The 14,409-nt window shown below is 38.4% G+C and carries 11 protein-coding genes and 1 riboswitch; of the genes, 6 read left to right on the top strand and 5 right to left on the bottom strand.

Translation table 11 applies throughout. The annotated features are described in order from the left end of the window. Positions 1-3: 3 nt before the first annotated feature. Positions 4-975, top strand: a complete 972-nt coding sequence (gene manA, locus IGL23_RS09950) for a mannose-6-phosphate isomerase, class I (protein ID WP_430619647.1) — start codon at positions 4-6, stop codon at positions 973-975. Between the two features lie 55 nt (positions 976-1,030). Here the strand turns inward: manA and IGL23_RS09945 are convergent, their stop codons facing one another. The 5 genes from IGL23_RS09945 to IGL23_RS09925 form a co-directional block, all read right to left on the bottom strand. After that, complete coding sequence (locus IGL23_RS09945; protein WP_002384159.1) at positions 1,031-1,576, bottom strand: ECF transporter S component; 546 nt, start codon at positions 1,574-1,576, stop codon at positions 1,031-1,033. A gap of 2 nt (positions 1,577-1,578) precedes the next feature. Continuing rightward, positions 1,579-2,553, bottom strand: a complete 975-nt coding sequence (locus IGL23_RS09940) for a nucleoside hydrolase (protein ID WP_002397997.1) — start codon at positions 2,551-2,553, stop codon at positions 1,579-1,581. Between the two features lie 77 nt (positions 2,554-2,630). After that, positions 2,631-2,675: riboswitch (PreQ1 riboswitch) on the bottom strand. Positions 2,676-2,789: 114 nt separating this feature from the next. Next, positions 2,790-3,482 carry a type 1 glutamine amidotransferase gene (locus tag IGL23_RS09935; protein WP_002356583.1) on the bottom strand — a complete coding sequence of 231 codons (693 nt, stop codon included), beginning with the start codon at positions 3,480-3,482 and terminating at the stop codon, positions 2,790-2,792. Continuing rightward, complete coding sequence (locus tag IGL23_RS09930; protein ID WP_002384160.1) at positions 3,472-4,824, bottom strand: Mur ligase family protein; 1,353 nt, start codon at positions 4,822-4,824, stop codon at positions 3,472-3,474. The genes IGL23_RS09935 and IGL23_RS09930 overlap by 11 nt, the downstream gene beginning before the upstream one ends. A 205-nt stretch (positions 4,825-5,029) precedes the next feature. After that, complete coding sequence (locus IGL23_RS09925) at positions 5,030-5,668, bottom strand: helix-turn-helix transcriptional regulator (RefSeq protein WP_002381503.1); 639 nt, start codon at positions 5,666-5,668, stop codon at positions 5,030-5,032. 403 nt (positions 5,669-6,071) lie between these two features. Between IGL23_RS09925 and ssnA the strand changes: the two genes are divergently transcribed. The 5 genes from ssnA to IGL23_RS09900 are packed head-to-tail and all read left to right on the top strand — an operon-like array spanning position 6,072 to position 14,378. Continuing rightward, a complete protein-coding gene (gene ssnA / locus IGL23_RS09920) occupies positions 6,072-7,406 on the top strand; it encodes a putative aminohydrolase SsnA (RefSeq protein WP_033594453.1) in 1,335 nt (444 codons plus the stop codon). Between the two features lie 30 nt (positions 7,407-7,436). Beyond that, positions 7,437-10,442 (top strand): putative selenate reductase subunit YgfK, encoded by a 3,006-nt coding sequence (gene ygfK / locus IGL23_RS09915; RefSeq protein ID WP_033594454.1) that lies wholly within the window; start codon positions 7,437-7,439, stop codon positions 10,440-10,442. A gap of 29 nt (positions 10,443-10,471) precedes the next feature. Beyond that, positions 10,472-11,845 (top strand): dihydropyrimidinase, encoded by a 1,374-nt coding sequence (hydA, locus tag IGL23_RS09910; protein ID WP_033594455.1) that lies wholly within the window; start codon positions 10,472-10,474, stop codon positions 11,843-11,845. A 23-nt stretch (positions 11,846-11,868) separates the two neighbouring features. Continuing rightward, complete coding sequence (dpaL, locus tag IGL23_RS09905; RefSeq protein ID WP_002356589.1) at positions 11,869-13,062, top strand: diaminopropionate ammonia-lyase; 1,194 nt, start codon at positions 11,869-11,871, stop codon at positions 13,060-13,062. Further along, on the top strand, positions 13,053-14,378 hold the full coding sequence (locus tag IGL23_RS09900) for a YgeY family selenium metabolism-linked hydrolase (RefSeq protein WP_002362247.1): 1,326 nt from the start codon (positions 13,053-13,055) through the stop codon (positions 14,376-14,378). The genes dpaL and IGL23_RS09900 overlap by 10 nt, the downstream gene beginning before the upstream one ends. Positions 14,379-14,409 lie beyond the last annotated feature (31 nt).

Here is a 14,409-nt window from a genome sequence, read left to right as displayed (position 1 = left end):
TCAATGCAAGAACCATTATTTTTACAACCTGTTTTTCAAGAAAAAATTTGGGGCGGCAATCGTCTACACACGCTATTTGGTTTCGATTTACCGAGCGATAAAATTGGTGAAGATTGGGCAATCAGTGCACATCCACATGGCGTTAGTGCTGTTTTAAATGGCGAATTTAAAGGAAAAAAATTAGATGAATTGTGGGCAGACCATCAAGAGTTATTCGGCCATGCAGGTGGCGCTGTCTTTCCATTATTAACGAAAATTTTAGATGCTGAAGATGATTTATCCGTGCAAGTTCATCCTGATGATGCATATGGTCAAAAACATGAAGGCGAGCTAGGCAAAACTGAATGTTGGTACATTATTGATGCAGAACCTGGCGCTGAAATCATTTATGGACATCACGCGAAAACAAAAGAAGAACTTGCAGAAATGATTGAAGAAGGTCGTTGGGACGATCTTTTAAGAAAAGTACCAGTGAAAAAAGGCGATTTTTATTATGTACCAAGCGGCACTATTCATGCCATCGGCTCGGGTATTTTAATTTTAGAAACGCAACAAAGCAGTGATACTACGTATCGGGTTTATGATTATGATCGAACAGATGATCAAGGAAAGACCCGGGAATTGCATATTCAACAATCCATTGATGTGACAACCGTTCCGGCAAAGGATCCTGACCTCTCTATTCAACAAGAAAATCAAGGACAATCAAGCATTGTTACTTATGTAAAAACAGATTTCTTTAATGTCTATGAGTGGCGTGTCAGTGGGATTCTAAAAGTCAAAAAACAAGCACCTTATACATTAGCAACAGTTATTGAAGGTGTGGGTCGATTGATTACAGAAGATGCTGCAAAAGCAGATGTAGCTACTTTTGATTTGAAAAAAGGCGATAGCTTTATCTTTCCAACAGATATTCCGAGCTGGCGTTTTGAAGGTGATTTAACGATTATAGCTTCAGAACCTGGCAGTCGCTAAAAAAATGAGGAGATCATCAACAGATGATTTCCTCATTTTTTGGCATTAAAACAGTTTATTTTGTTATAAAGGAACGTTTAGGTAAGGCAGCGATAACAGCTGTGACGATGATGACTGATAGCAGACGATCCCCGTAATCTGTTATCAATTGAACCAACAGGACGCTTGCTAACTGATTGAAGCCTAAACCATATAAAAATTGGACAATTATGCTGGAGCCAGCAGAAGTAATTCCACCAAATAAACAAACTGTGATTAAGGAAGAAATCACTGTTCCTGGTATCGTTAACCACAACGTTTTAAATGGTAATTTGGTTACTTTTAACTGCTGATGAAGGAGCAAGCCTGCTAAAATTCCTGTGCAGAGTTGGACAGGTGAATAATACAGAGAAAAGATATCCGTTGTCAATCCAGTTAATAGACTTGTTAAAATACCTGTCAGTGCACCAAAGAGTGGGCCTAATAACGCACCTGTAAAAATAGTTCCCACGCTATCAAGATAGATTGGTAAGCGAAGGAGCAATGCAATGGTACTGCCAAGGTAATTTAAAGCAACACTAAAAGCGATAATTGTAATGATTCGTGGTGTTATTTTTTTCATGGTTATCCCATCCTTAAATTTTTGAAATCTCTTTCGATCTCATCTATTTGTACATTTAAAAGAATGGATAGAAACTTCACGAAAAACTGTTGACTATCAACCGTAGTCAAGACATGACAATTAGCTGGTTGCTGCTGGAAATGATATTGATCGATCATTGATTGCCCCATAGCAATGCCGTCAGGAACAATTTGTCCGTAACTGGAAAAGCCTTGGCAGAGCGTAGGATCAATAAAATAAGCAACCGCTAAGGGATCGTTGATAACACACCCTAAAATACGTTCATATTTCCAATGAAAATCAAAATAAAATTGAGTAATCTCAGCGAGGTAATTCCCCATTTTGGGGTTGAGTCGTTGGCAATAATTGAGAATTGTTGGTGTAAAAACAATTTCTCGTGTGACATCTAAGCCGACCATTTCGATTTCTGCACCTAATTCCTCAAAAACCCAAGCTGCTGCATCAGGATCACACCAATAATTAAATTCTGCAACAGGGGAGCAATTGCCGTGGCTTTTAAAGGTACCACCCATTGAGACAAAACGTTGAAGATTTCGCCCCAGAAGAGGTTCTTTTTTTAAAGCCAAAGCAATATTTGTTAAAGGACCAAGGGCAATGATTGAGCAATCGGTAGCTTGTTGAAAGGTTTGTGCTAAATAGTCAGCAGCGGAAAGTGCTTGTGCTTGGATTTTGCTAGTTCTGGGGAAATATGTTTCACCTAAACCATCCATGCCATGTGTATCTTGTGCACTAACAAATGGCCGTTTTAAAGGGCTAGCAGCCCCTTGGTAGACAGGAATATCTAAGCGATTAACTTTTTCTAAACATTTAAAAACATTTTCCACGCCAATCTCCACAGGGACATTTCCGCAAACAACTGTAATCGCTTGGACATCTAGCTCTGGTGAAGCAAGTGCATACAAGAGAGCAAGCGTGTCATCAATTCCAGGATCACAATCAATAATTACTTTTTGCATTTTTTCCAATCCTCCTTTTTCGTTAACTGCAAATGATAACTCTTGTTAAAAAAGCTATGACTTGAGTTAGTATTGAGAGATACTTAGTTTTTTATTCTGGGAAGTTTCCGAACCAGTCCGAGAAATTCTCGATTTTAAATGCACCTCTTTATCTTACTATATTTTGTAAAGATGTAAATAGTTGTCGGAGAAATGAAAAAGAATCTAGCCCTATATGTAGGAACTAGATTCTTCTTTTATTTATAAAGCGTTTCAGGAATAGCGATCGGTTCACCATATTTTTTCTCTAAAGCGGTCCGAATTAACCGAATCCCTAGATTTTTGTTGCGTGCTAAGATTGGACCGTGGAAGTAGGAGCCAAACACATTTTTATAGACAACGCCTTCGCCATTATCTTGACCGTTATTGCCTTTGCCTTGTTTGACTGTTCCTAAAGGTCGTTCACCTTCGCCTAAAAAAGTCATGCCGTTATGATTCTCAAAACCATAATACGTTTCATCAAATTCTTCATTATAAATTTCAATATCACCAATGAAACGATTGTTGTCTTGGCTCAAAGTGTAATGATCTAACGCACCGATTCCTTTAATTTTTTCGCCTTGTGCGCCGACATAGTAATGTCCTAGAAGTTGATAACCACCACAGATAGCTAACAAGACGCCGTCATTTTCAATATAAGAAGTCAAAGCTTCTTTTTTATTCTGAATGTCTTCTGAGATGATCAATTGCTCGAAGTCTTGACCGCCACCAACAAAGACTAAATCATATTTTTCGGGATCAAACGGTTCGTAGATACTGATAATTTCTGATCGGAAGGTAACGCCCATTTTTTCGGTTAAATATTTAAGCATCAATAAATTTCCGTTATCTCCGTAAGTATTTAATAAGTTGCCATATAAATGACAAACGACTAATTCTTTAGACACCATTCATTCCCCCTTGAATATACCCTTGGGCTGTTAATGATTTTCTTAATTGCAAAACAGCAGTATAGGTTGCCAAAATATAGACATGATCTGTCGGCAACCTTTTAATTTCTGAAATTACTTGCTCCAAATCAGGAATTTCTAGTAATTTTTCTTCAGGAATACCCGCAACTTTTAAACGCAAGGCCATATCTTCATGGCGATCACCGCCAGCAATTACTTTTGGAATGTCCATATCAGCAAAGGCTTCATGATTACCATCCCAAATCCAACTGACATCAATTCCATCTGCATAATTGGCATTTAATAATGAAACCAGCGAGAAAGAGTAAGGGGCTAAGCCCATCATATCAATGACCTGATTTAAACCAACGGGATTTTTTACTAAAACTAACGTACATTCTTTATCGCCAACTTTAATAGTTTCTTGACGCCCAAAAACTTTTTCATCATAAGCTAAGCCTGCTCGGATTTTATCTGGTGCCACCTGATAGTATTCTGCTACCGCTGTGGCCGCTAGCGCATTATAAACATTATACATCCCACCAACAGCAATGCCATATTCTTCGCCATCAATCACAAAATCAGCAGATGTATTATCCATCCGGACCATTTCCGTTAACTGCACATCCAATTCAGGGCGTTTGAAGCCACAATTTGGGCAATAGTAATCACCTAAATTAGCATACGTAATCATTTTATAATGAAGAATATGATTACATTTTGGACATAAAACCCCATCTGTATTGTAATGAGCCAATTGCTCTTTCGGTGGTAAATGATTAAATCCATAGTATTTGCGAGGATTTACAGTTTCTTTTGAATTAAAAATTGGCGAATCACCATTGCACAAAATAGTTGCTTCAGGAGCAGCAGCGGCGCCTTCCATAATTAAGCGATACGTCGTATAAATTTCACCATAGCGATCCATTTGGTCGCGGAAAATATTCGTAAAAACAAATAATTTTGGTTGAATATATTTAGTGACGCGGCTTAAACTTGCTTCATCAATTTCTAACACCGCAAATTTCTTTTGTCCTTTTTTCGCCTTGGCATTTAAAAAAGTAGAGACAATTCCTTGCTCCATGTTAGCACCCGTTGGATTTGTTAATACCTCATCAAATTCTTGGCGTAAAATGTTAACAGTTAAAGCAGTTGTCAATGTTTTGCCGTTCGTTCCAGTGACTACGACAATTTCATAGTCTTTTGCCAATGTATCTAAAATTTTAGGATCGATTTTTAGGGCTAATTTCCCTGGGTAGCTACTGCCGCCTTTAAAAAATGTTTGTAAAACCCATTGCGAAGTTTTTCCTGCAGCAATTGCTAAATGACTTCGAATCCCCATTTGTTGTCCCCCAATTTCTATATCTTTAATTTTTCGTTATTTTAAATTAAACTCAATCTATCATACCATAACTAAAATAAAAAATTAATTCCTTTTACTTTTTCTTACTATTATTTAAAAAGTCTTTTAGAAAAAGTAGAATAGTGAAGGAAAAAAGAGAATAGACGACTTGTCTTAACAACAAATCGTCCATCGATTTCCATTTTTATTTCGCATCAATATAACTGTATAGCGTATATTTAGAAATATTGAAGAAGTTAGAAACTTTGTCCCCAGATTTAGTGACTAAGAAGGCGCCTTTATTGTTTAAAAATTGAATACACTTGATTTTATCGTCCTTCGTCATTAATGGAACCGGCTTGCCAACTAATTTGACTGATTCATGAATTAAATCGTCTAACAACTCATTAACATCCTGAGGAATGTAATCAGGGTCTTTATCTTCTTCAGGTTCTGCAGTGGAAATCAAAGATTTTAAGTTTGACTCTGCAGCGATCAATGTAGTGATGTCGTAGTTAATAGCAAAAATACCATCGAGTTGACCATTCTCATCTTTAAAATACATTGTACTAGATTTTAAAATACGACCATCATGGGTACGGGTTAGATAGTTAATATGATCATTCAACTCACTGGGATCTTTTTTTAAGGCTTCTAAAACTACTTGAGAAGGTCCATCGCCCAGATGACGAGAAGAGACATGACCATTTTCGATGGAAACAATAGAATTGTTAATATTGTCTTCATTGATTTGGTGGATAACGACTTCGCAGTTTTCCCCAAATTGACCAGCTAAACCTTTAGCAATTTGTGTTAAAAAAGTAAGTTTTTCGTCGGATAACATAAATAAGCTCCTTTCTAATGTGCCTGGCACAAACAGTTTTTATAAGATTGTGTCAAATTTAACATAATATTTTTAAATGGAATAGGCAGGGCTAAATCCTTTAATGTCGCGTACTACCTGTTCTGAAAAATAATGATAGCATGATAAAAATAATAATACAAGATAACGGCTGTTAAAATTCTAAAAAATATTTTTTAGGTAGCATTGTTTTTTTTAAGGTAAGGTGATATACTTTAATCAAGTTAATGAGTTCGTTAGTAAAAAAATGCAAGCGCTTCAAATACTTTTCGTAGGGAATATAGATTAGAAAAGCTAGACAAGCTATATTCGTGAATGATTGAGCGATTTGTTTGTAAGCGTTTGCTACATGTGGGGAATAGGTTGGAAAATAGGAGGAGAATACATGTTATTAATTGGAAATGGGCGTTTAATCACTCGGGATGCGCAGAATCATTTTTTTGAAAATGGGTGTGTGGCGATTGATGGTCAAGTTGTGAAACAAGTCGGAACGACAGAAGAATTAAAACAAGCTTATCCAGAAGCGACATTTATTGATGCTAAAGGTGGAGTGATTATGCCAGGCTTTATTAACATGCACAATCATATTTATAGTACCTTTGCACGTGGGTTAAGTTTAACGAATTATCATCCTAAAAATTTCATGGATATTTTGGTAGATCAATGGTGGCGAATTGATCGTGCCTTGACATTAGAAGACACTTATCAAAGTGGTAAGGTTGCTTATTTAGATAGTATTCGCAACGGTGTTACAACTGTCTTTGATCATCATGCTAGTTACGGAGAAATTACAGGAAGTTTAACCCAATTATCTAATGCAGCGGACGAGTTAGGGATTCGGACCTGCCTTTGTTATGAAGTTTCTGATCGCGATGGTGAGCAGAAAATGCGGGAAGCAGTTCAAGAAAATGCCGCCTTTATTAAAGCCAGTTCCTTAAGAAAGGATGATATGCAAAAAGCGATGATGGGTATGCATGCCGCCTTTACTTTATCAGATGCTTCTTTAGAATTATGTGCAGCCAATACGCCAGATGGGATTGGTTATCATATTCATATTGCAGAGGATTTAGCCGATGTTCATGATTCTTTGAAAAAATATGGGAAGCCGATTGTGAACCGATTATTTGATTTAGGAATTTTAGGAAAACAGACAATGGCAGGCCATTGCATCCATATTGGACCTCATGAGATGGAATTACTAAGAGATACAGACACAATGGTGGTCACGAATCCAGAGTCGAATATGGGGAATGCGGTCGGTTGCCCACCTGCGATGCGCATGTTTAATGAGTACGGTATTTTGATGGGTCTTGGCACAGATGGTTATACGAATGATGTGACGGAATCTTATAAGGTAGGAAATGTTATCCACAAACATCATTTAGCTGATCCAAATGCGGCTTGGGCAGAAATTCCCACAATGCTGTTTGATAATAATCCGCAAATGGCTAATCGCTATTTTAAAACAAAGCTAGGCGTTTTAGAACCTGATGCAGCAGCAGACGTCATTATTGTTGATTATCATGGCCCGACACCAATGACAAAAGAGAATTATAACATGCACATTTTATTCGGCATGAATGGTGGGATGGTCACTGACACGGTGATTAATGGAGAAATTCGGATGCGTAATCGTGAAGTTCAAGGAATTGATGAAGAGAAAGTTTGGCATGATGCGCAAACGCAAGCACAATCTTTCTGGAAACGAGTAAATCAATAGCTTTCATTATAAATAAAAGGAGTGACGTTAATGAGTGATATTATGCATCCCATCTCAATTGAGGCTTTATTAAATTGGATTTTTAGTGAGTATCAACAAGATGGCACAATTTTTGGCATTCGTAAATTTTATCATGCGGATCCTACAAAAACGATTTCGTTATTTGGAGAAAAAATGGAAACCCCTTGTGGTCCGGCAGCAGGTCCTCATACACAATTAGCACAAAATATTATTGCGGCCTATTTAACAGGTTCTCGTTTTTTTGAAGTTAAGACAGTCCAGATACTGGATGGAGAAGATTTACCTGTGAGTAAACCATGTATCGCAGCAGCAGATGAATGTTACAACGTTGAGTGGTCCACAGAATTGCGCGTTCCCCAAGCTTATGATGAATACGTCAAAGCATGGTTTGTTCTGAAGTTACTTAGTAAAGAGTTCGAGCTAGGTGACCCGAATGGTTTCATTTTTAACATGAGTGTTGGCTATGATTTGGCAGGGATTCAATCACCAAAAATTGATCGTTATATTAACGAAATGCAGAACGCAGAAGGAACGCCGATTTGGGCGGAATGCCAAGCAGCTGCCAAAAAATATCTATCTTATTTTAAAAAAGTAGATGACTTATATATCGAAGCAATTAGTCCTAAAGTCTGTCATTCTATTACGCTGTCGACTTTACACGGTTGTCCATCAGACGAAATTGAACGAATTGCGGCCTATTTATTAAGTGAAAAAGGGCTCCATTCCTTTATTAAATGTAATCCAACCATGTTAGGTTATGAATATGCGCGTCAAACGATGGATGAGCTAGGGTTTGATTATATGGTTTTTGACGATCACCATTTTAAAGAAGATTTACAATTTGAAGAAGCAGTACCGATGTTACAACGTCTGCAATTATTAGCCAATAGTAAAAATCTAAGCTTCGGAGTTAAAATTACGAACACTTTCCCGGTAACGATTTCAGCAAATGAATTACCTGGTGATGAAATGTACATGTCAGGACGTTCGCTATTTCCTCTTAGTATTTCATTGGCACAAAAATTATCAGAAGCATTTGATGGGAAACTACAAATTTCTTATTCTGGCGGTGCAGATATTTTCAATAGTAAAGAAATATTTGATGCTGGGATTTGGCCAATCACTATGGCAACGACGCTGTTGAAACCTGGTGGCTATCAACGAATGAATCAAGTTGCTAATGTATTAAGCGCAGCAGAATATCCTCAGATAGTTCATGTCAGCTTGGACAAATTAGCTCAAGTTGTTGAGAAAGCTAAAACACAAGCGCGTTACCAAAAATCAATTAAATTACCAGAAAGTACCAAACTAAGAAAAAAAGTTCCGTTAACAGATTGTTATATTGCTCCTTGTCGAAGTGACGGTGGTTGTCCAATCAATCAGGATATTCCTGCTTACCTTCGTTATGTCAGTGAAGGTAATTATTTAAAGGCCTTGCAAGTAATTGTCGATAAGAATCCGTTGCCTTTTATTACTGGAACCATTTGTGCACATCCTTGTATGACTAAATGTACACGTCAATTTTATGAAGAATCTATTCATATTCGGGAAGTGAAGTTAGAAGCAGCTGAACATGCTTATGATGAATTATTGACGACACTAGAAAAGCCACAGCCAAAAGAAAATGCACCTAAAACAGCTGTTGTGGGTGGAGGCCCTGCAGGGATCTCTGCTGGGTATTTATTAGCACGTGAAGGCATGCCTGTTACTGTGTTTGAAAAATCCGAGACAATTGGGGGCGTTTGTAGCCAGATTGTACCAGAATTTCGAATTTCTATGGAATCTGTTCAAAAAGACGTTCAGTTAGCGGAATTTATGGGAGCTGAATTCCGTACAGGACAAGAGGCGCCATCATTGGCAGAATTGAAAAACCAAGGCTATACGAATGTTATTTATGCCATTGGTGCATGGAAACATGGGGTCCTTCGTTTAGAATCTGGGCGAGCATTGAACTCGTTAGAATTTTTAAAAGCAAACCGAGAAAATCCAACGATTAATCCTTACGGAGAACAGATTGTCGTCGTTGGTGGCGGAAATACAGCTATGGACTGTGCTCGTGCAGCCACAACATTACCTGGTGTTAAAAAAGTCTCAGTGGTTTATCGTCGGAATAAACGCAATATGCCAGCAGATGAAGAAGAACTTTATTTAGCCTTAGAAGATGGTGTTGACTTTTTAGAATTACTTTCGCCAATTAAACATGAAAATCAACAATTAACTTGTGAAAAAATGGTCCTAGGTGAACGAGATGCCTCTGGACGCCGTCGTCCGATTGGTACAGGAGAAATGATTGATATTCCTGCTGATACAGTGATTGCCGCTGTTGGTGAAAAAGTAGATACAGAATTTTACCAAGCATTAGGCATTCACACAGACAACTATGGGAAAGTCGTTTCAAATCAAGAAACATTGGAAACAAATATACCAGGCGTCTATGTCATTGGTGACGCTAATTTAGGACCAGCCACAATTGTTGAAGCAATCGCTGATGCAACCAAAGCGGCCAATAATATTTGTCTTGTCCACAATCATCACTATGAAAAAGATAATTTAAATAGTGATGTCGCATTTGTTAGAAACAAACGGGGTATCCTTGTGACAGACGAGATGTCTTGTAGTCAAGCTAGTCGTTGCTTAGAATGCTCCACAATTTGTGAATCTTGTATGGATGTCTGTCCAAACCGAGCAAATATTGTTGTGTATGTCGAAGGAAAACCACAAATTGTCCATGTTGATCGGATGTGTAACGAATGTGGCAACTGTGAAACATTTTGCCCTTATGCAAGTGCCCCTTACAAAGACAAATTTACCTTATTTAACAGTGAAGCTGATTTTTATGACAGTACTAATTCAGGTTTCTATGTTCAAAATCCTGTGGATAAAATTTGTTTACTGCGTTTATGGGGAACGGTGTCAACAATTCAATTAACGGATCAAGGATTAGATGTACCCGAAGATTTAATCGCATTAATGGTAACTATGATTGAAGAATATGCTTATTGTATGCAAGCATAAAAGGAAATTTACGACTGGGGGATAAATAAATGTCTATTCTGCTCAAAGGTGGAACCGTCGTATCTGCATATAATCGTCGTCAATTGGATATTCGAATTGACGGCGAGCAAATTGTAGAGATGGGGGCAAATTTACCAGTAGAAAATTCTCAGATTGAGGATGTTACGGGGTGTTATGTATTACCAGGTTTTATTGATGCGCACACGCATCTGGAATTAAATAATGGCAAAGGTTCGTTAAGTACGGCGGATAACTTTACTACTGGAAGCCAAGCGGCGGTGGCCAAAGGTACGACTACGGTTATTGATATGGCTACACCTAATAAAGGCGGCTCATTGAAAGACTGTTTAGCTACTTGGAATCAATTGGCTGAAGGCAAGAGTTCTTGTGATTATACTTACCATATGTCCATGATCGAATGGAACCCAACGATAGCTGCTGAAATTCAAGAAATGATTGTTGCAGGTATTACTTCCTTCAAAATGTATATGGCTTATGATAATTTGCGAACCACAGATGCGGAAATTTTTGAAGCGATGAAGGAAATAAAAAAAGTTAATGGAATGTTAGGCGTTCATTGTGAAAATGGTGATTTAGTAGATGAATTAATCCAATCATATGTTTCTCAAGGAAAGTTAGCCCCGCACTATCATCCGTTATCAAGACCGGCGGCTGTTGAAGCAGAAGCGGTAGCAAGATATTTGATGATAGCGGAAATGGCTGATTTGCCGGTTAATATTGTGCATTTAAGCACAAAACGATCGTTAGAAGCGGTGGAACGGGCTCGTCAAAGAGGACAATCAGTCTATGTAGAAACTTGCCCTCAATATCTTTTACTAGATGATCACTTGTATGATGCGCCTAATTTTGAAGCAGCAAAATATGTCTGCTCACCGCCACTACGCAAACGAGAGGATCAACAGGCTTTGTGGCAAGGGATTAAAGAGGGGGCAATCAATACAATATCGACAGATCACTGTAGTTTTAATTTTCACGGACAAAAAACAGTTGGCAAAGATGATTTTAGTAAAATTCCCAATGGGATGCCAGGTGTTGAAACGAGACCAGAATTAATTTACACGGAAGGCGTGGCGAAGGGCCGAATCACCTTGGAAAGTATGGTTGCTCTGCTTTCTGAAAATATTGCTAAACAATTCTCGATGTATCCACAAAAAGGTGTGGTGCAAGAAGGCAGTGATGCCGATTTAGTTGTTTGGGATCCTAGAACAACCGGCGTGATTGCTGCGAGAACGCAGTTACAAAATGTCGATTATACGCCGTATGAAGGATTTGAAACACAAGGACAGGCTCGAATGGTTTATTTAAGAGGTCAAAAAGTTGCTGAAGCTGGGCAAGTCATCTTGGCAAATCAAGGAAAATTTGTTTTTCGTAAAGCAACTTAAAAATAGAAGGAGGAGAAGTTTTTTTGGAAAAAATTAAATGGACAGCAAATGAAATGCCGAAGACGGAGGATAAGTACTTACCTCTGATGTCTAAAGAAAAAATTGAGAAAGCTTTGGCTTTTCACAAAAGTTTTCCACAGTATTCAGAAACACCATTAGCAGAATTGAATCATATGGCCGCGTATCTGGGGTTAAATGATTTCTTTGTTAAAGATGAATCTTATCGCTTTGGTTTAAATGCTTTTAAAGTCTTAGGTGGTTCGTTTGCCATGGCTAACTATATTGCCGAAAAATTAAAGAAAGATGTTTCGGAACTAACATATGATGAATTAACTTCTGATCAATTACGATCAGCTTTTGGACAAGCTACGTTTTTTACAGCAACTGATGGCAACCATGGACGAGGAGTCGCTTGGGCTGCGAATAAATTAGGTCAAAAATCAGTTGTACTCATGCCGAAGGGTTCAACACAGACGAGAAAAGAAAATATTGAAAAAGAAGGCGCAACCGTCACAATCGAAGAAGTTAATTACGATGAATGTGTACGAATGGCTAATAAAATGGCCGAAGAAACTGAAAACGGTGTCATGGTTCAAGACACCGCTTGGGACGGATATGAAAAAATTCCGACTTGGATTATGCAAGGATACGGAACGATGGCGTTAGAAGCCTCTCAACAATTAAGAAAATTTGGCTCTGAACGACCTAGTCATGTTTTTGTTCAAGCTGGTGTCGGCAGTTTAGCTGGGGCGGTGATTGGTTATTTTGCTAATGCTTTTCCAGAAAACCCACCGATTATGGTCGTAGTTGAGGCACAGGCGGCTGACTGTTTATATCAATCAGCAATTAAAAAAGACGGAGAAATTCGCTTTGTCGATGGTGATTTACAGACAATTATGGCTGGCCTAGCATGTGGAGAACCTAATACGATTTCTTTTGATATTCTAAAAAATCATACATCCTTCTTTGTTTCAGCACCAGATTGGGTTTCTGAAAAAGGAATGCGTATGTTGGGCGCGCCATTAAAAGGGGATCCGCAAGTTGTATCAGGCGAATCTGGGGCAGTAGCAATGGGCTTAGTAGCTACAGTGATGCAAGATCCCGACTATCAAGAATTACGTGAGGCATTGCAACTGGATGAGACGTCAAACGTTTTAATGTTTTCTACCGAAGGGGACACTGATCCAGACAATTATAAAAAAATTTTATGGAGGTAAAAGGAATGGATTTTAATGCAGTAAATGCAGCAGCAGAAGGTTACAGAGAAGATATGGTCAAATTTTTAAGAGACCTTGTCAAAATTCCAGGAGAAAGTGCAGAAGAAGGCAACAAAATTGCGCGAGCAAAAGCCGAAATGGAAAAATTAGGTTTCGATAAAATTGACATTGATCCTCAAGGAAATTTACTTGGTTATATGGGGTCTGGTGAAAAATTAATTGCTTTTGATGGGCACATGGATACTGTCGGAATTGGTGAAATGAGTAACTGGAAATTTGATCCTTACGATGGCTATGAAACAGAAACTGAGATCGGTGGTCGCGGTACGTCTGACCAAGAAGGCGGGATTGTTTCGGCTATTTATGGCGCTAAAATCATGAAAGATTTAGGTCTATTATCAGAAAAATATACTGCTTTAGTAACAGTTACTGTCCAAGAAGAAGACTGTGACGGCTTATGCTGGCAGTACATTATCAAAGAAGACGGTATCCGTCCAGAATTTGTTGTTTCAACAGAGCCAACAGATGGTGGGATTTATCGTGGTCAACGAGGCCGAATGGAAATTAAAGTTGACGTCAAAGGCGTTTCGTGTCATGGCTCAGCACCAGAACGTGGAGATAATGCCATTTACAAAATGGCGGATATCTTACAAGATGTTCGTGCCTTAAACAACAATGGAGATACAGAAAGCACAGCGATTCGTGGTTTAGTTCGTATGTTAGATCCTAAGTACAATCCAGAGTGGCAAGAAGCCCGTTTCTTAGGACGTGGTACGGTGACTGTTTCGCAAATTTTCCATTCTTCACCAAGTCGGTGTGCTGTTGCGGATGGCTGTACCGTTTCACTAGACCGTCGAATGACTGCTGGAGAAACTTGGGAAAGTTGTTTAGAAGAAATTCGCAATTTACCAGCTGTTAAAAAATATGGAGATGATGTGACGGTTTCAATGTACAACTATGATCGTCCTTCTTATACTGATTTAACTTATGAAATTGAATGTTATTTCCCAACGTGGGTAATTCCAGAAAATCATGATGTAACAAAAGCCTTGATGGAAACGCATAAAAATCTCTATGGAGAAACACGGAAAGGCTCTGTAGAAACAGTGGAAATGCGTGAAGAACGCCCATTGTTAGATAAGTGGACCTTCTCAACAAATGGCGTTTCAATTATGGGACGTAATGGCATTCCTTGTATTGGTTTCGGGCCAGGGGCGGAAGCACAAGCACATGCACCAAATGAAAAAACTTGGAAAGATGATTTGGTTCGTTGTGCAGCCGTTTATGCGGCATTACCAACGGTTTATTGTGGTTAAGTAAAGGATTATTAGACAAGAAAAAAGGAGC

Source organism: Enterococcus sp. MSG3299 (assembly GCF_050555765.1).
Taxonomy (GTDB): Bacteria; Bacillota; Bacilli; order Lactobacillales; family Enterococcaceae; genus Enterococcus; species Enterococcus faecalis.
The sequence above is the reverse complement of the archived record's forward strand: the minus strand, read 5'-3'. Positions and strand labels throughout refer to the sequence as shown.